Here is a 15,807-nt window from a genome sequence, read left to right on the forward strand (position 1 = left end):
GCTGCATCACGGTCAGGTCCGAGCGACGCGAGGCCAGGTGCTGCCGCGCCGCCTCCGGCAGCCCCGTTGCCGGGGCGGGACCCCGACCGTTTCGACGACTCGCCCCCCGACCCCCTCACCTCGCTGCTGGCCAAGGTCGAGAGCGGGGAGCCCGTCCGCGCTTCGGGAGGCGGAGCAGACGGCGAGGACCGTGATCCGGAGGAGGAGCAGTGGCGTCCCCATGACCGCAGCGGCCCCTACGGCCAAGGACGCCGTCGCAGGAACTGACCCGCCTTTGCCGCGGTCCGCCGGATGACCTGGGTGGAGAGGCAGGGGCTCGCCTCGATGGCGGACGGGGCCAGGGTGGGGTGGACGGCGCTGGGGGACGCCTCCGGGCAGCAGCCCGTGGTCCTGCTCCACGGCGGTCCGGGACTTCCGGACTACCTGGGCGATGTCGCACCAATGGTGGCGGACCTCGCACCCGTGTACCGGTACGACCAGCGTGGGACGGGCCGGTCCCGGTGGCAGGGCCGCCACTCCCTCGCCCGGCACGTCGAGGATCTCGCCGAACTGCTCGATTCCTGGGCCGTTTCCGCGGCCGTGCTGGTCGGGCACTCCTACGGCACCGACCTGGCGAGCCGGTTCTGTCTGACGTATCCGGACCGGGTCGCCGCCCTGCTGCTGATGTGCGGGCCGTTCGTCGGCGACTGGCACGCCGCGTACCGTGCGGAGCGCCGACGCCGCATGACCTCGGCCCAGCAGGAGCGGCTCCGCGCGGCGGAGGAGCTGCCGCACCGCACGGAGGAGCAGGAGGTCGAGCTGCTCACGCTGTCCTGGTTCACCGACCACGCCGACCCCGCGCGCGGGTGGCGGCGTGCCGCGCGGGACGCCCGTCGGCGGCGCCCCGTCAACTGGGCCATGAACGCGCAACTCGGGGCGGAGGGGCGCGCGGACCCGCTCGACGGGCGTCTCGCCGAGCTGCGCGCGTGCCTGCCCGCGCGGGCGGAGATCCTCGCGGGGACCGAGGACCCCCGCCCGGTGGCGGCTCTTGCCGCACTCGCCCGTCGGCTCGATCTGCCGCTGACGCGGATCGAGGGCGCCGGTCACGAGCCCTGGTGGGAGCAGCCCGCCGCCGTACGGGCACACCTCCGCCGCTTCGTGCGCGGCGCGGCGGGCGCCTAGGCATGTTGTTCGGGCGCGTGGGTGACAGGCGGCATGCCTTGAGTGGTCCTTGAACGGGGCGAGATGCTCCTGATTGCGGTGTGGAGGGCGACATCTACAGCCGATGCCGGGAAGGATCTACAGCCGATGCCGGGAAGGCGGGCGCTGTCTGCCGTAACGCCCCGCTGATCCCGACAGGACGGCTGCGGTCGGCCCACTGTGTCGCGGCGAACGGACGGCTGCCTCCCCTCCCGCAACCGTCCGTTCGCCGCCCCCGGCGGACCGCCCTCGGCGGACCGCGCTCAGCGGGCGCGCTCAGCGGACCGCGCTCAGCGGTCCGCCCGTCACCCTCCGATGTACTTCGTGGCCACCCACCCGCGCTTGTTCGTGCCGGCGATCCGCACGTACTGCCAGTGGTTGCCGTGGGTGTCCCAGAGGTAGACCTTCTTGCCCTTGGGGATCTGCCCCAGGGCCGCGCACCCGGTAGAGGGCCCCGTGCGGTACTTGACGAGGGCGACCGTGTGCCTCGTCATGGACCACAGGTGCCGTCCCTGTTTGCAGGCGGCGGAGGACGCCGCGGACGCGGACGGCGCGGTCACAAGTCCCGCTCCCAGTACGGCCGCTCCCGCGGCCAGTGCGACGCGCTTGACGAGCATGCTCTTCTCCTCTTCCGCGGCCCGGCGGGTCACCGGGCGCGCCGGTGTACTCCTTCGGCCTCAGGCGGCCCAGGAACCGGTGAACTTCGCCTGGTTGCGGAAGACGAAGGCGAATTTGGTGCCCTTCTTGACGTTGGTGGCGATGACGTTCCACCGGCCCTTCTTGGCATGCCGGTAGCCGCTCTGACATTTGACGCCGCCGGAACTCTTCGCGAAGCACACCGCGATGTAGCGGTTGGTGTTCGGCTTGATGTTGATGTCCGCGCAGTTGCCCGTGGCCTTGAGATAGCCGGACACCGACGGATAGAAGTTGCTCTCGGACGGCTTCGCGTAGTGCTTCGCACTGCCGTGGCACGACTGCACGGCCGCACCGACCGAGGAGCCCGCGCCGCCGGAGCCGGCGGCGGTGGCGCTTGTGGCCAGTCCGCCGGTCGCCAGGAGCAGCCCGCTCGCGGTCGCGACGAGCCGCAGGATGTTCTTCCGCATGTTTCCCCCAGTCCCCCTTGCACACGGTCCCTTGCACAGCCGGCGCAGGTCTCCGCCGGCGAGCCCTGCCCGCTCCGGCGGGGTCGGCCACCGGTGCTGACGTGCTCGGTGCCTCAACCTAGACCGGCGCTCCCGCGGTGTCCTCAGCGCTGCGTGCCAGTCCCTTGGCATGGCGCGCCAGTTCCGTCGCCCCGGGCCGGGTGGCCGCCCGCGGCCACCCGGCGGTACTCGCGCGGCGGCAGACCGTAGGCGGTGCGGAAGGCGCGGCTGAAGTCGGCGGGACGGGCGAACCCGCACCGGGCGGCGACGGCCTGGACCGGCAGGCCGGCCAGCGCGGGATCGGCCAGCTCGTGCCGGGCCCGCTCCAGCCGGTGGTGCCGGATGAAGGCGGCGGCGGTGGTCTCCTGGCCCGCGAACAGGCGGTGCAGGGTACGGAGCGAGATGTGGTGGGCCGCGGCGACCGACTCCGGGCCGAGTGCCGGGTCGCGCAGGTTTTGGAGGATGAAGGCGCGGACCTGGAGGAGCCGGGTCCCGCTGCCGGTCTCCGGCGGGAGGGCGCGGTCCGTGCCGAGCCGGTGGGCGAGCAGGGCGGCGGCCAGATCGAGCGCCACTCCGCCCAGCCGCGCGGCGTCCGCGGGGGCGTAGCGGGTGTCGTCGTCGGCCAGCCGGGCGAGGAACTGGCTGAACAGCGCGCCGGGCCCGTCGGCGGCGGGCAGCGGTACGGCCAGCAGCCGGTCGACGGCGTCGGTGGGCAGCGGCAGCAGCGCCCGGGGAACCAGGGCCTGCACCAGCGCCACCTCGCCCGCAGCGCCCGCGCAGGTCGCGCCGCCCGTGCCGTCCCTCTCGGCCCGGCTGTCCCCGGCGCCGGCGCGGGTGCCGCCCCGTGCGCGGGCGGCGGCGGGGTCCAGCCGCCCCACGTAGGGCAGTGAGGAGGTGGACAGCGTCATCTCCCCTGCCTGGAGGACCACTTGCCGGTCGGCCTGGTCGATGACGACGGCCCCGCGCCGTGCGACGGCCAGGTAGTACAGCTCCGCATCGGATCGCCGGATCAGCTCCGAGGTGCGGTACGAGCACAGCGGCGGGCAGGAGAGTGCGGACACCTGGACGGGACCCATGTCCAGTACCCGCAGGGTGGCCTCGAATGCGTCCGGACACGCGGTGCGCACCTCCGCCGGTGCGTGGCTGGACCAGGCCAACTCGCGCCATCCGTCGAACCGCTCTTGCGGCGGCAGGTCCTCCGCCCGGAAAACCGTCTCGAACATGCCGCACGCTCCCTTGCCTCCGCCCGCTCCGGCCCGCGAGGACCGGTACGGCATACGGGAGCATCACCCACGCCCTCAGCTCCTGCAAGGCGGTCTCCGGCCGAGTTGTGGACCGCTTCCGGGACGCGCGGGGAGGACTGGCCGTCCCAGTCGTGCAGGGCGAAGCTGAGCACGTAGATGCCGGCCGCCGGTACCGACGCGAAGAAGTCACCGGCCGCGAACGAGATTCCATCGCCCAGCCCCTGCTCCGCGAGGTGGGCGCAGACCGTACTCGGTGCGGGCTCCTGCCGGAGGAGCGCCGCACCCCTCGGACCGGACGGGCCACACACGCGGCCCGACCGCGTCGGGCCCGTCGCTTCCGCCCAGCCATGCCACCCACCCCGCGGGCCGGCGAGCCCTGTGTCGCCGTACACCCCGTGGAACAGCCCCACCGGTCCGCGGGGCCGTACCGGAAGGAGCGGGGGGAGGTCAGCGGCACGTCCGCCCAGGCCACGTCCGTGCGCAGCACGTAGACGATCCCGCGCAGAGCTGCACGGTCATCCGCCGGCAGCCGGCCCGGATTTCGCTGACGCAGCGGCGGGCGAGGCGGGAGCAGCGGGGCGACACGATCCCACAGATCATCAGGCACAAGATCACCCGACACTCGCAGAACTCTGCCGCCCAACAGACCAACTGCCAAGTCTGTCATCCGACATCACTCCGAGACGATCAGTAAGTGCTGTCCCGCAAAGATCTCGGCTCTGCGTGGGTAGCTGCCTGACGAGCTGGCAAGGTGCTCAGCCGATGGTTCGAGAGGTGTCCAGCGACTGGGCGAACTCGGCGAGCGTGTGGAAGTCAGTCTCCCGCAGGCCGATCCGCGGGTTGACGTGGTGGAGCATCCCGGGTCCTTGGTGGTGCGCGGTCACGAAGGTCTGATCCGGCTCGCTCTGTTCATCGTCCACCCAGGCGAACGGACGGCCGTCTGCATAGTCCACCAACGGCCCGGTCTTCCAGTGGACTCCATCAGGGCGTTTCTGGTGCAGGGCGTCGCCGAAGTCGACGAAGGGAAGTTCCGGGAGGCCGAGGACCGGTGCGATCCACCGGTTGGCGTCGTCCATCCATGTGGTGGCCCAGCACAGCTCGAAGCCGAGCTGGAGCAGGATTCGTCCGTGCTCCGGGTTGAGCCAGACTCGCAGGGGACGTCGTCGGGACGATAGGCCCGTGCCGTCGTGATGGACGTCATTCCGGGGAACTCTGAGTGTGGTGTAGCCGACGGGACGCCTCTCCGGCTGAGCTGCACAGGGGTTGAGTGGCCCGTCCACGTCGAGAAACAACAGTGGTCGGTTCACGGTTTCCCCCAAGTCTTGCGCACTGCGGACTGCCCTGATCAGCGTAGCTGGGATGGCTCCAGAGCCTTGTCAGCTGCACGGGGAGAGGCACTCGTCAGGTGAGTGAGCGTATCGGTGGTACCCGAGTGTCCCTGCCGAGGCTGAGCGCAGCGAAGCGGGCTTCCTGATCGGGCGGGAGTCGTTCTTCCCGGCGGTCTGAGGTGGGTGTCGAACCAGTCGATCGCGACCGTGCAGGAGAGTTCGAACTGCTGCATGTAGGACAAGAAGTGGTCGCCGTCCGTGAGGACGGGCTTCTTCGGTTCGCGGGCGCGGTCGAAACCGTCGAGGGCAACTCGGCGGGGGCGACGTCGTCGCCCTTGGCCACAGGCATCAGCAGGGGGGTGGGGGCGATGCGGGAGATCCACTGACCGGGTTCGCAGGCACGGGCGCGGCGGTTGGACTGAAGGGGCACCTCGTTCGTCCACGCGTCGTACGGTGCCCGGTGCAGGTAGAAATCGGCCGCGCTCTTCCGTGGGTAGGCCGCTGGGGAGCCAGGGCTCGTGCCAGTGCCGACGAAGGGTACGTAGACGGGCGGCTTGCCGGCCAGTTGGTCGCGTTCGTCTTGGTGGAAGCGCTCTTCCGGAGCGCGTACCTCGGGGGGCGGGACGCGGCGCAGTCCGGTCTCGTAGCCGCTGACGGTGGGGGCGTGGGCGTAAACGGCTTTGATGCGGCGGTCGGTGGCGCCGAGGACCAGGGCGTGACCACCGGCGTAGCTGAATCCCCGGATGTCGACACGCTGTTCGTCGATTTCCCGGCGTGTGCCGAGGTAGGTGATCGCCCCTCGCCAGTCCGCAATCTGCTGGTAGGGGTCAATGTCCTGGCGAGGCGTGCCGCCGCTGTCGCCGAAGTTGCGATGGCCGTGGAGGAGGACCGCGTAGCCGACCTCGCTGAAGCGGCGGGCTGTGTGCCCGATGCTGTGAGGGCGGGTGCCGCCGGAACCATGGGCCATGGTGAGGGCGGGCAACGGTTTCCCGGTGTTGTCGGGAAGGAACAGCCAGGCGGCCAGTTCGATGCCGCCGGGTAGGGGAATGCGCACGTCGATGCGCTCAACCATGGCGGACACTCCTTCAGGGGGCCCTTGTTCATGCGTCGTGATGTCACGGCCGCTCAGGTCTGAATGAACGTCGAGGTCGGCAATACCCGCAGCTTCGCGTCGGCATTGAGGGCATCCGTCCCTCGCGCCACGAACGTCTTCGGTCCTGCGACCGGCAAGACTCCGTCGATGTCTCGCTGCAGCGTGCCAGGAGCATTCTTCAGCGGGCTGGATGGTTCCCTGCCCATACCGTGGGGATGCGGCCTGACCACGGACTTGCCTGTTCGAGTTGTCCGGCGAGGCGGAAGAGGCGGCCTTCGAGGCCGTATCCGGCGGCGAACTGCATGCCGACCGGGAGCCCCGTCCCGGCGTCGGCCGTCACGGGTACGGACATGGCGGGCGTGCCTGCCACGTTGAACGGCATGGTGAACGGCGACAGGTCGTTGATGCGCTCGATCCAGCCGAGGCCGTCCAGTGTCTCCGCACCCTTCGTATGAGTGCCCAGCAACACGGGAGGCTCCGGCAGGGTTGGCGTGAGGAGGATGTCGTACTCGTCGAAGTACCGCGCCAGGCTTCGGGCCACCCGGTTCCGCATCGCGAGAGCGGTGTGGAATTGCGCGCCGCCGACCCGCTGCCCGTAGTGGTAGCCGGCGAGGGTCACCGGCTCAAGGGTCGAGGAGTCGACGGGACGGCCGAAGGCGGCGGCCAGCCCGTCGACCAGGGTGGTGAGGTTCACCGTCATGAGTCGGGCGTTGGCCAGGACGAATTCCTCCCAGTCGGCACCGAGGCCGACCTCGACCTCCGTCACCTGATGACCAAGGAATTCCAGCAACCGCACGGTGCGGGAGAGGGCGTCGGTCACCGGTGCGGTAGTACGGCGTCCGCCCCACGCCTGGGCGAGGACGCCGATGCGCAACGAACCCGGATGACGGGTGACTTCCTCCGCGTACGGCCGTGAGGGCTGCTGGGCGAAGTAGGGGTCGCCCGGCTCCGGGCCGCGTATCTGGTCGAGCAGTACCGCACTGTCGCGTACGGTGCGGCTGACGCTGCCGTGCACGGCCAGGCCGCTGAAGACCTCGTCGGCGTCGGGCCCCATGGACACCCGGCCACGGGTGGGCTTGATCCCGAAGAGGCCGTTGTAGGCGGCGGGGACACGGAGCGATCCGGCGGCATCGGTGCCATGGGCGACCGGAACCACCCCGGCGGCGACAGCGGCGGCTGCGCCTCCACTGGATCCGCCTGCGCTGCGCTCCACATCCCACGGGTTACGGGTCACGCCGTACAACGCAGATTCCGTCGAGATGCCATAGGCCATCTCCGGTGTCGCGGTGCGCCCGAACGTCACGAGGCCCGCGCGCCGGAAGCGCTGCATCAGCGAGGAGTCGGCGCCGACGACGTTACCGGCCGCCAGGCGACTTCCCAGCTCCATCCGTCTCCCGGACATGGCCACCGCGATGTCTTTGATCAGAAAAGGGACGCCAGCCAGTGGTGTGCTGCCAGGGGCAGGTTCGTCGTCGGTCAGCCAGGTCTCCACGACGGCGTTGATCTGCGGATCAACTGCCTGCACAGCCTTGAGTGCGGCTGCCTCCAGCTCGGCGGGGAGCACCTCGCCCTTGGCCACCAGCTCCGCCAGCCCGACCGCGTCGAAGCTCACGTACTCGGAAACTTTCACTGTCACTCCCCGCCAAGAACGATACCGTTGAGTTCCGAATGATACCTCGCGGTATCGCATGGGCCCGATTGGTACCGTAAGGGGGTGTGAACCGCACGATCGACCGGAGTGACGGAGTAGTCATGGCATCGACCCTCAGCAGGCCGAGCAGAGTGGCGAAGCTGCCGCCACGTGAGCGCATCCTCGACGCCGCCGAAGAGCTCTTCCGGAGAGAAGGGATCCGGCAGGTGGGGGTCCAGGCGATCGCCGACAAGGCCGAGACCACCAAAATGGCGATCTACCGGCACTTCGAGACCAAGGATGCGCTGGTCGCGGAGTGGCTGCGGATCGTCGCGGCGGACTATCAGGCGGCCTTCGACCGGGTGGAAACCGCATATCCCGACCGGCCCGAGGAGCAGATTCTGGGCCTGGCCCGCTTCATCGCCGAGGGGCTGCCGGCGATCTCGTACAGGGGCTGCCCGTTCATCAACTCCCTCGCCGAGCTTCCCGACCGCCTTCATCCGGCACGGCAAGTGATCGAGGACCACAAGGCCCACCAGACCCGCCGACTGATCGGCATGTGCACCGAAGCCCGGATGCCCGACCCCGGACAGGCCGCGGCCGAGATCACCTTCGTACTCGAAGGGGCCCAGGTCAGCACACAGAACGGAAGCATCGATCAGACGGGAGACCGCCTGATGAAAATCGTCGAGGGAATCCTGGACCGGCACCGCTCCCACCTCGGCGCACACAGGGCGGCTGACTGACCGCCCGCGCCCCCGGACTTCGCCGAGAGGAACTGGCGCTGCCGGCCGGGATCAGCGCCACCTGATACACGTACCTGGAGCGGGGGCGAAGGATCCGCGTCTCCTGACAGGTGCTCGACGCCCTCGCCGTGGCGCTGCGGCTGGGCCGGCACGAGCGCCATCATCTTCTCCAGCTTGCCGGTCACGTACCTGCGGCCGCAGCCGAGGAACGCGAGCCGCTCCCGGCCGAGGCGGGTGCCGTTCCCCCTTGTTGCTCCAGCCCTGGAAACCCGAAGCACGCGGCCTGCTCGGCCGACTTCGGACGCCGGCGGCACGCCACTCCGGCGACCCGCGGTACACCCGGCTGACCGAGGACCTGGACGAGGGCAGCCGGAGGTGCGGGACCGGTGGCCGCAGTACGAGGTGCAGGCCCGGCACAGCGGTCGCAAACGGCTGCGACACCCGCAGCGGGGCGCGGTCGACGATGCGTACACCGCCTTTCACCTGGCCGGACAGCAGGAACAGGCACTGGTCGGGTAGGCCGACAGCAGCGAACTTCCCGACGGGGCGCAGCACTGACCAGCGGATGAAGGAAGAGGCCGGCGGCAGTATCAGCGCTTACGAGACGGCGCCGGAGGACCAGCGCTCATCGGGTCGTCCGCGCCGACGACGGCGATCCCTCGGGCCCCCGCGCCCCGGCGTCCGGCAGGGCGCGCGCCACGGCGTGCGGTACGTGGCCGAGTTGCCGTGCCGCCTCCCGCGCCCGTGCGCGGGGCGCCTCGCTGACGCGTCCGTCCTCGGTGCCGTCGAGCACGCAGGAGACCGTGGCCGGGACGCCCGCGTCCCGCGCCACGTCGCCGCCGGCGGGCGAGGCGGTGCCGGAGCGGCGCACGGGGCGGGGGCCATGGACCGGACCTCGTGGCGGAGTCCGCCCGGCGCGTGGCCGCCCCGCGTGCTCAGCGCTTGGCGACGAAGACGTGCGCGGCGACCTCGGTGCCCAGTTCGGCGGCCTCACCGCTGCTGCCGACCTGGACGCCGCCCGCCGAGCCGACGTTGACGCTCACGACCGCGCCCGGCTGCACGCCGGCCCGCCGCAGCGTGTACATGAGCTGGGCGTCCATCTGGATCGGCTCGCCGATCCTGCGGACCACGACCGTCTTGCCGTCGCCCTCGGGGTCCAGATCGCTGAGGCTGACCAGTCCGGCGTCGAGGAAGGGGTCGACGGCGCCTGTCTCGCCGAGCTCCTCCAGGCCGGGGATCGGGTTGCCGTACGGCGACTCCGTGGGGTGCCGGAGCAGGTCGAGGACGCGGCGCTCGACGGCCTCGCTCATCACGTGCTCCCAGCGACACGCCTCCGCGTGCACCTGTTCCCACTCCAGTCCGATGACGTCGACCAGCAGGCACTCGGCAAGCCGGTGTTTGCGCATGACGCGGGTGGCCAACCGCCTGCCCTCGTCCGTGAGCTCCAGATGGCGGTCCCCGGCGATCGTGACGAGCCCGTCCCGTTCCATGCGGGCGACGGTCTGGCTGACCGTGGGCCCGCTCTGGTCGAGGCGCTCGGCGATGCGGGCACGCATCGGAACCACACCCTCCTCCTCCAGCTCCAGGATGGTGCGGAGATACATCTCCGTGGTGTCGATGAGTCCTGACATGCGTAGCCCCTAGTCGGCTCGTGCGGTGGCCCTGCTGGCAATTCTGACGCATCCCACCGACAACCGTGCCGCCGAAGGCGGGAGGCGGTGTCCATACGGTACGGACCGGCGGCCACCGGCCGGTTGACAGGAGAAGGTCCAGACCTCAACGTGATCGCCGTACTACGCAACGGAACGGTACGGAGCGTGCCGGTGCCAACCGGCAGGGGCGGCGAGGGGCGGCGAGGGCAGGCCATGGGCGAGGCGGCGGACGAGGCGACGGTCGACGGGGTGAGGGGACGGGCGGCGGGCGGGGCGCTCGCGGAGGACTTCCTGGACGCGGCCATCGCGCTGCTGAAAGAGGTCAAGGACGGTGAGGCGGCGCACATCAGGGCCGCGGGCGAGCTGCTGGCCCGCACCGTCGCCGACGGTGGCCGGATCTTCGCGTTCGGTGCGGGCCACTCCTCCCTGCCCGCCCAGGACACGGTCTACCGCGCGGGCGGCCTCGCCGTGATGAACCTGCTCAACGTGCCCGGGGCCGTCGGCGTCGATGTGCGGCCCGCCACGCTCGGCAGCGCCCTGGAGCGGGTCTCCGGGCTGGCCGCGGCGGCGCTGGACTCCAGCCCCGCGCGCCCCGGCGACGTACTGATCGTCATCTCCCTCTCGGGCCGCAACGCGCTCCCCGTCGAGCTGGCGATGAACGCGCGGGCGCTCGGGCTGGCGGTGATCGGGGTGACGTCGGTGGAGTACGCGGAGCGGACCCGTTCGCGGCACACCACGGGCACGTTCCTCAAGGACCACTGCGACATCGTGGTGGACAGCCGTATCGGCCTGGGGGACGCGGAGCTGACCGCGGAGGGCGTCGGGGCACCGTTCGCCCCCGCCTCCACGGTGGTGACCAGCGCGCTGATGCAGGCGATCGTCGCGGAGGCGGTCGGCGAGCTGGTCCGCCGGGGTGTCGAGCCGCCCATGCTGCGCTCGGGGAACGTGGACGGCGGGCACGACTGGAACGCCCAGGTGATGGACGCGTACGCGGACCGGATCCACTACCGCTGAGACCGGCCGTCCGCCTCCTGCTCCAGGACGCCCGCCAGGTCCACCGAGGCGGCGACGAAGGCGGCGATCTGCTCGGCGTAGTCCGCGTCCTCCCGGTCGAAGGGGCGGCGGCCGGCCTCCCGCAGGAAGGTGACGACGCCGAGCGAGCGGCCGCGGCAGCGCAGCACCGTGCACAGGCCGTGCACGGTGCCCGGCGGCCAGGTGCGGGCGCGCGCCCAGGCGCCGGTGTCCTGCGCGGTCGTCGCCGCGGTGCCGCCGCTGGCCCGTACCGAGGTGCAGCGCTGGTACGCCTGGAGGGCCGGGTGGCCCTCCGCGTAGGCGACGGGGATGCCGCTGACCGCGTTCGGCTCGACGTACGGCGCCCGGCCGCGGTCCGCGACGGGTGTGGCGGCGGCCCGCACCAGGCGGGTGTCCCCGGGCGGCAGCGCGTCCAGGGAGGTGTCCAGTGTCGGGGAGGGCTCGGGCCCCGGGTCGAGGGCCAGGTCGAGCAGGGCCCGGTCGGCGAATCCGGCCAGGGCGAACTCCAGGTGGAGGCGGGCGGCCTCCATGGGGTCGGCGCACTCGGCGGCGGCGCGTGCCGCGCGGTGCACCTGGCTGTCGCGGAAGCGCAGCCGGGCCGCCTCGCGCTCGGCCCGCTTCTGCGCGGTGACGTCCTGGAAGAGCCAGGCCACACCCAGCGGGACCGGCTCCTCGGCCAGGGGCGAGGCCAGCCGCAGGAAGCCGCTGCGCCAGCAGCGGCGGCGTGCGGGGTCGGTGGCGGCGTACGGCCCGGCGCCGTCCGTGCTTCCGCTGCTTCCGCCGTTTCCGCCGTTTCCGCCGTTCCCGCGGCCGTCCGCCTCGGTGGGGGGTGCCGCCCGCAAGGTCACCCAGATCTCCGCGGGGGCGGGGGGCGAGCCCTCGCCGAGGACGTGCTGGAGCGCGCCTTCCAGCTCCTCCATGCCCTCGTCCAGCAGCTCGCCCAGCGGGCGGCCGAGCAGGGCGGCCCGGGCCGGGGCGCGGAAGGCGCGGGCGGCGTGGGTGTTGGCGACGGTGGGGCGCAGGTCGGCGTCGACGAGGACGACACCCCAGGAGGCGTCCTCCAGCAGGGCCTCGCTCAGCGCGATGGAGCGTTCGAGGTCGATCTGGGCGTGCACCTCGCTGAACGCGCAGTAGACGCCCTTGGCGTGGCCGTCGGCGCCGCTGACGCCCGAGGACTGGATGCGGACGAGGACCCGTCCGCCGTCCTTGGTCAGCAGCGCGAACTCGTGGACGTGCCGGCCGGGGGTGCGCATCGCCGCCAGTAGCTGGCTCTCGACCTCTTCGGCGTCGGCGGCGCGCACCGCCCAGCCCGCGAGGCCCTGGCGGCCGACCGCCTCCTCGTGGGACCAGCCGAGCATGCGTTCGGCCTCCCGGTTCCAGTGGGTGACGACGCCGTCCTCGTCGAAGGCGCACAGGGCCGCGTCCATGCCGTCGAGGAGCGCCGCGAGCAGGAGCTCGTCGACCGGCCCGTCGGGACCGTCGTCACCGCCCGAGGACGACGCGGAGTGAGTCTCGGATCGAGCCGCCACCTCGGCACCCCCTGGATGCAGCCATTTGCGAGCTATGCCGTCGCGGAGCGCGACAGCGCGTTCACAGATCATTCAACTCGAACGTGACGCAAAGCACAGCGAGTTCCCGTAAATCGTTGTCGCCCCGCAACGCGCATGCCGCTCGTGCGAGGCGGTGGGCAGCGGTGCGAAGTCGTCCCGAAATTCGTTTGCCGCTGCCGCGGCACGGTGCCTACGGTGTGGAGCACACAGGAAAGGAGGTGATCCGGCTGATGATCAATCACCGGACGTGTGAGGTGGCTGCGGCCTAGGGCCGACGCCACAGCGTGACGCCGGCTCGCCGGCCAATCCAGAGCAGTCACCCGACCCGTGGGCTCGTCGGACTCGTCCGACCGACGCCCTCCGCCCCGGAGGTACCTCCCAGCCGAAGGCCAAGGCTGGGGGCGGAGGGAGTCGCCCACGGGTCGTTCTGCTGTCCGCCCACGGTCCCGCACCGTGGGCGGACAGGCAGACGGGCGACCTGCCACGCAGGCGGCCCTACGGGCAGAGCCGCTCGATCTCCCAGCCTCCGTCGCCGTCGTCGCCGCGACGGCCACCGCCGCCGTCACGGCCGCCGTCTCGGAGGGCGTCGCCCGTGCGGCGGTACCGCAGCCGGTCGTGCAGCCGGTTCTGCCGTCCCTGCCAGAACTCCACCGTCTCCGGGCGCACCCGGAAGCCGCCCCAGCGGGCCGGGGCCGGTACGTCCTCGCCCTCCGGATACCGCTGGGCGAGCTGCGCGAACATGGCGTCCAGCTCCTCGCGCGAGGCCACCCGCGAGGACTGCTCGCTCGCCCACGCGCCCAACTGCGAACCGTGCGGACGGGTACGGAAGTAGGCGACCGTCTCGTCCCGGCCGGTGCGCTCCGCCGTGCCGGAGACGATCACCTGGCGGGCGATGCCGTGCCAGGGGAAGAGCAGCGAGACGTACGGGTTGGCCTCCAGCTCCCGGCCCTTGCGGGAGCCGTAGTTGGTGAAGAAGACGAAGCCCCGCTCGTCGTACTTCTTCAGCAGGACCGTGCGGGAGCTGGGGCGGCCGTGTGCGTCGGCGGTGGAGCAGATCATCGCGTTGGGCTCGTGCAGCCCGCTGGCCCGCGCCTGCGCGAACCAGAGGGCGAACTGGGCGAACGGGTCGGGCGCCAGATCGCTCTCCGCGAGCCCCGCGTCGCGGTAGTGGGCCCGCATCGCGGCCGGGTCGAGAGTGGTACCCGGGGCCGCAGCGAGGGTGGCGGTGTCGAAGGTGACCGGGTCGGCCGGGGCCGGGTGGGCCGGGGCGGCGTGGTCGTCGGCGTCAGCAGCGTCGTCAGCATGAGGCACGCCGCCATCTTGCAGCATCGCCCGCCGCAGTGGTCGGACAGTCTGCCCGGTGGCCACCTCACGCACACCTGACGGCGCGGAATCGGCCGCTGTGCCTCTTCTCACCCTCCCCCACCGGTGCCGGAACCGACAGAATCTGGCGAGGGGAGCTGTGGCATCCGTACACCAAGGGCTATGGTTGCCGCTCCGCCCGGCAGGGGCGCTCCGGCCAGAGGGCGGCGGAGCGTGACCATCCGCCGGGGCGGGCACGACCCGAGGGAGGCCCGGTCCGTGAGCCGCGGGAAGCGGCAGCGGAACCGTGCGCCGGGCCCGTCCGCACCGCAGACCACGCTGCCCCGCGCAGCAGCCATGCCAGTACGTCGTTCCGCCGCCGGCCGAGTTCCTGGCGGCGCTCTACGAGGGAGCCGCCGAATGTCCGACTTCGTACCCGGGCTCGAAGGAGTCGTCGCGTTCGAGACGGAGATCGCCGAACCCGACAAGGAAGGCGGCTCGCTGCGCTACCGCGGCGTGGACATCGAGGACCTGGTCGGCCACGTCTCGTTCGGCAACGTGTGGGGACTGCTGGTCGACGGCAGCTTCAACCCCGGGCTGCCGCCCGCCGAGCCGTTCCCCATCCCGGTCCACTCCGGTGACGTCCGGGTGGACGTCCAGTCGGCGCTGTCGATGCTGGCACCGGTGTGGGGTCTCGAACCGCTCCTGGACATCGACGCCGCCACCGCCCGCGACGACCTGGCCCGCGCCGCCGTCATGGCCCTGTCCTACGTGGCCCAGTCCGCCCGTGGCCAGGGCCTGCCGATGGTGCCGCAGAAGGAGATCGACAAGGCCGGGACCGTCGTCGAACGCTTCATGCGGCGCTGGCGCGGCGAGCCCGACCCCAAGCATGTGGCGGCCGTCGACGCGTACTGGACCTCGGCCGCCGAGCACGGCATGAACGCCTCCACCTTCACCGCCCGCGTCATCGCCTCCACCGGCGCCGATGTCGCGGCGGCGCTGTCGGGGGCTGTCGGCGCCATGTCGGGCCCTCTGCACGGCGGCGCCCCCTCCCGTGTCCTCGGCATGATCGAGGAGGTCGAGCGGACCGGCGACGCCGACGCCTACGTCAAGCGGCAACTCGACCGCGGTGAGCGCCTGATGGGCTTCGGGCACCGCGTCTACCGCGCCGAGGACCCGCGGGCGCGTGTGCTGCGGCGTACGGCCGAGGACCTGGGCGCCCCCCGCTACGAGGCGGCCCTCGCCCTGGAGCAGGCCGCCCTTGCCGAGCTGCGGGCCCGCCGCCCCGACCGGGTGCTGGAGACCAACGTCGAGTTCTGGGCCGCCATCGTCCTCGACTTCGCCGAGGTGCCCGCGCACATGTTCACCTCGATGTTCACCTGCGCCCGCACCGCCGGCTGGTCGGCACACATCCTGGAGCAGAAGCGGACGGGCCGACTGGTGCGGCCTTCGGCCCGCTACGTGGGGCCCGGCCCCCGTGACCCCCGGGGTGTGGACGGCTACGCGGGCTGATCCCGAGGGGCCCTGCGGGCGGGTGCGGTGGCTTCAGCCGATGCCGACCGGGTTGACGAAGGTGCCGGGGCGGGTGGCGCCGGACTGGTCCAGGACCGCACCGCCGTAGGGCCACTCCAGGGTGACGTGGCTGGTCTCGTCGGGCGGGGTGACGACCACCTTGCTCACCAGGAACGGCTTGGTGTCCTTGAGGTCCCGCGGCACCGGCAGAACGTTCATCGACACCGCCGCCGTGTCCTCACCCGGCTTCAGCGTCATCGTGCCCGGCGTGTCCGAGGAACGCCGCAGATCCCACTTCTCCCCCGACTCACTGATCAGTTGGACACCCGGGAACCCCCGCAGCGTGCAGGTGCTGTCACCGTCGTTCCGCAACTGGATGCTCGCGACCTGCTGGTAG

General features: G+C 71.7%; 16 protein-coding genes and 3 pseudogenes. 6 read left to right on the top strand and 13 right to left on the bottom strand.

The genetic code is table 11. The annotated features are described in order from the left end of the window. The first annotated feature begins 66 nt into the window (after positions 1–66). Together H297_RS43445 and H297_RS42230 are read left to right on the top strand one after the other, a co-directional pair. A complete protein-coding gene (locus tag H297_RS43445) occupies positions 67–267 on the top strand; it encodes a hypothetical protein (RefSeq protein ID WP_158693767.1) in 201 nt (66 codons plus the stop codon). Positions 268–291: 24 nt separating this feature from the next. Further along, positions 292–1,161, top strand: a complete 870-nt coding sequence (locus H297_RS42230) for an alpha/beta fold hydrolase (RefSeq protein ID WP_486589715.1) — start codon at positions 292–294, stop codon at positions 1,159–1,161. A 323-nt stretch (positions 1,162–1,484) separates the two neighbouring features. Here H297_RS42230 and H297_RS0129225 read toward each other — a convergent pair whose 3' ends face one another. The 8 genes and pseudogenes from H297_RS0129225 to H297_RS0129255 form a co-directional block, all read right to left on the bottom strand. Further along, positions 1,485–1,796 (bottom strand): SH3 domain-containing protein, encoded by a 312-nt coding sequence (locus H297_RS0129225; protein ID WP_158693768.1) that lies wholly within the window; start codon positions 1,794–1,796, stop codon positions 1,485–1,487. A gap of 60 nt (positions 1,797–1,856) precedes the next feature. After that, a complete protein-coding gene (locus tag H297_RS43830) occupies positions 1,857–2,282 on the bottom strand; it encodes a hypothetical protein (RefSeq protein ID WP_027739946.1) in 426 nt (141 codons plus the stop codon). Between the two features lie 143 nt (positions 2,283–2,425). Further along, a complete protein-coding gene (locus H297_RS39060) occupies positions 2,426–3,544 on the bottom strand; it encodes a helix-turn-helix domain-containing protein (protein ID WP_051352266.1) in 1,119 nt (372 codons plus the stop codon). A 140-nt stretch (positions 3,545–3,684) separates the two neighbouring features. Next, positions 3,685–3,975: pseudogene (locus tag H297_RS43835) on the bottom strand (methyltransferase); the annotation flags it as partial. 47 nt (positions 3,976–4,022) lie between these two features. Further along, a pseudogene (locus H297_RS42235) lies at positions 4,023–4,232 on the bottom strand (transposase); the annotation flags it as partial. Between the two features lie 88 nt (positions 4,233–4,320). After that, on the bottom strand, positions 4,321–4,872 hold the full coding sequence (locus H297_RS0129240; protein WP_027739947.1) for a hypothetical protein: 552 nt from the start codon (positions 4,870–4,872) through the stop codon (positions 4,321–4,323). Positions 4,873–4,966: 94 nt separating this feature from the next. Continuing rightward, positions 4,967–5,965 (bottom strand): alpha/beta hydrolase, encoded by a 999-nt coding sequence (locus tag H297_RS42240; RefSeq protein ID WP_486589716.1) that lies wholly within the window; start codon positions 5,963–5,965, stop codon positions 4,967–4,969. A gap of 199 nt (positions 5,966–6,164) precedes the next feature. Beyond that, on the bottom strand, positions 6,165–7,616 hold the full coding sequence (locus H297_RS0129255; RefSeq protein ID WP_027739949.1) for an amidase: 1,452 nt from the start codon (positions 7,614–7,616) through the stop codon (positions 6,165–6,167). Positions 7,617–7,738: 122 nt separating this feature from the next. Between H297_RS0129255 and H297_RS0129260 the strand changes: the two genes are divergently transcribed. Both H297_RS0129260 and H297_RS42245 read left to right on the top strand, forming a co-directional pair. Continuing rightward, entirely contained in the window at positions 7,739–8,362 is a 624-nt protein-coding gene (locus H297_RS0129260; protein ID WP_027739950.1) for a TetR/AcrR family transcriptional regulator, read from the top strand. 5 nt (positions 8,363–8,367) lie between these two features. After that, positions 8,368–8,881: pseudogene (locus H297_RS42245) on the top strand (MmyB family transcriptional regulator); the annotation flags it as partial. 106 nt (positions 8,882–8,987) lie between these two features. On the opposite strand, the gene H297_RS0129270 reads toward H297_RS42245, so the two are convergent. Further along, the gene (locus H297_RS0129270) at positions 8,988–9,233 is read right to left on the bottom strand and encodes a LacI family DNA-binding transcriptional regulator (protein ID WP_027739951.1); all 246 of its coding nucleotides are present in this window, start codon (positions 9,231–9,233) and stop codon (positions 8,988–8,990) included. Positions 9,234–9,297: 64 nt separating this feature from the next. Continuing rightward, positions 9,298–9,993, bottom strand: a complete 696-nt coding sequence (locus H297_RS0129275; protein ID WP_027739952.1) for an iron-dependent transcriptional repressor DtxR — start codon at positions 9,991–9,993, stop codon at positions 9,298–9,300. Between the two features lie 234 nt (positions 9,994–10,227). On the opposite strand from H297_RS0129275, the gene H297_RS0129280 reads away from it, so the two are divergent. Continuing rightward, the gene (locus H297_RS0129280) at positions 10,228–11,028 is read left to right on the top strand and encodes an SIS domain-containing protein (RefSeq protein ID WP_078514772.1); all 801 of its coding nucleotides are present in this window, start codon (positions 10,228–10,230) and stop codon (positions 11,026–11,028) included. Here H297_RS0129280 and H297_RS39070 read toward each other — a convergent pair. Together H297_RS39070 and pdxH are read right to left on the bottom strand one after the other, a co-directional pair. After that, a complete protein-coding gene (locus tag H297_RS39070; RefSeq protein ID WP_037795658.1) occupies positions 11,019–12,575 on the bottom strand; it encodes a PAS domain-containing protein in 1,557 nt (518 codons plus the stop codon). The genes H297_RS0129280 and H297_RS39070 overlap by 10 nt on opposite strands. Positions 12,576–13,091: 516 nt before the next feature. Next, the gene (gene pdxH, locus H297_RS39080; protein WP_078514801.1) at positions 13,092–13,775 is read right to left on the bottom strand and encodes a pyridoxamine 5'-phosphate oxidase; all 684 of its coding nucleotides are present in this window, start codon (positions 13,773–13,775) and stop codon (positions 13,092–13,094) included. Positions 13,776–14,318: 543 nt separating this feature from the next. Here pdxH and H297_RS0129295 point away from each other — a divergent pair. Beyond that, positions 14,319–15,410, top strand: a complete 1,092-nt coding sequence (locus tag H297_RS0129295) for a citrate synthase 2 (RefSeq protein WP_027739954.1) — start codon at positions 14,319–14,321, stop codon at positions 15,408–15,410. Between the two features lie 33 nt (positions 15,411–15,443). Here H297_RS0129295 and H297_RS0129300 read toward each other — a convergent pair. Then, positions 15,444–15,807 (bottom strand): DUF4232 domain-containing protein (locus H297_RS0129300; RefSeq protein WP_027739955.1); only part of this gene is annotated, 364 nt, incomplete at its 5' end.

It is taken from the genome of Streptomyces sp. CNT360, from assembly GCF_000424785.1.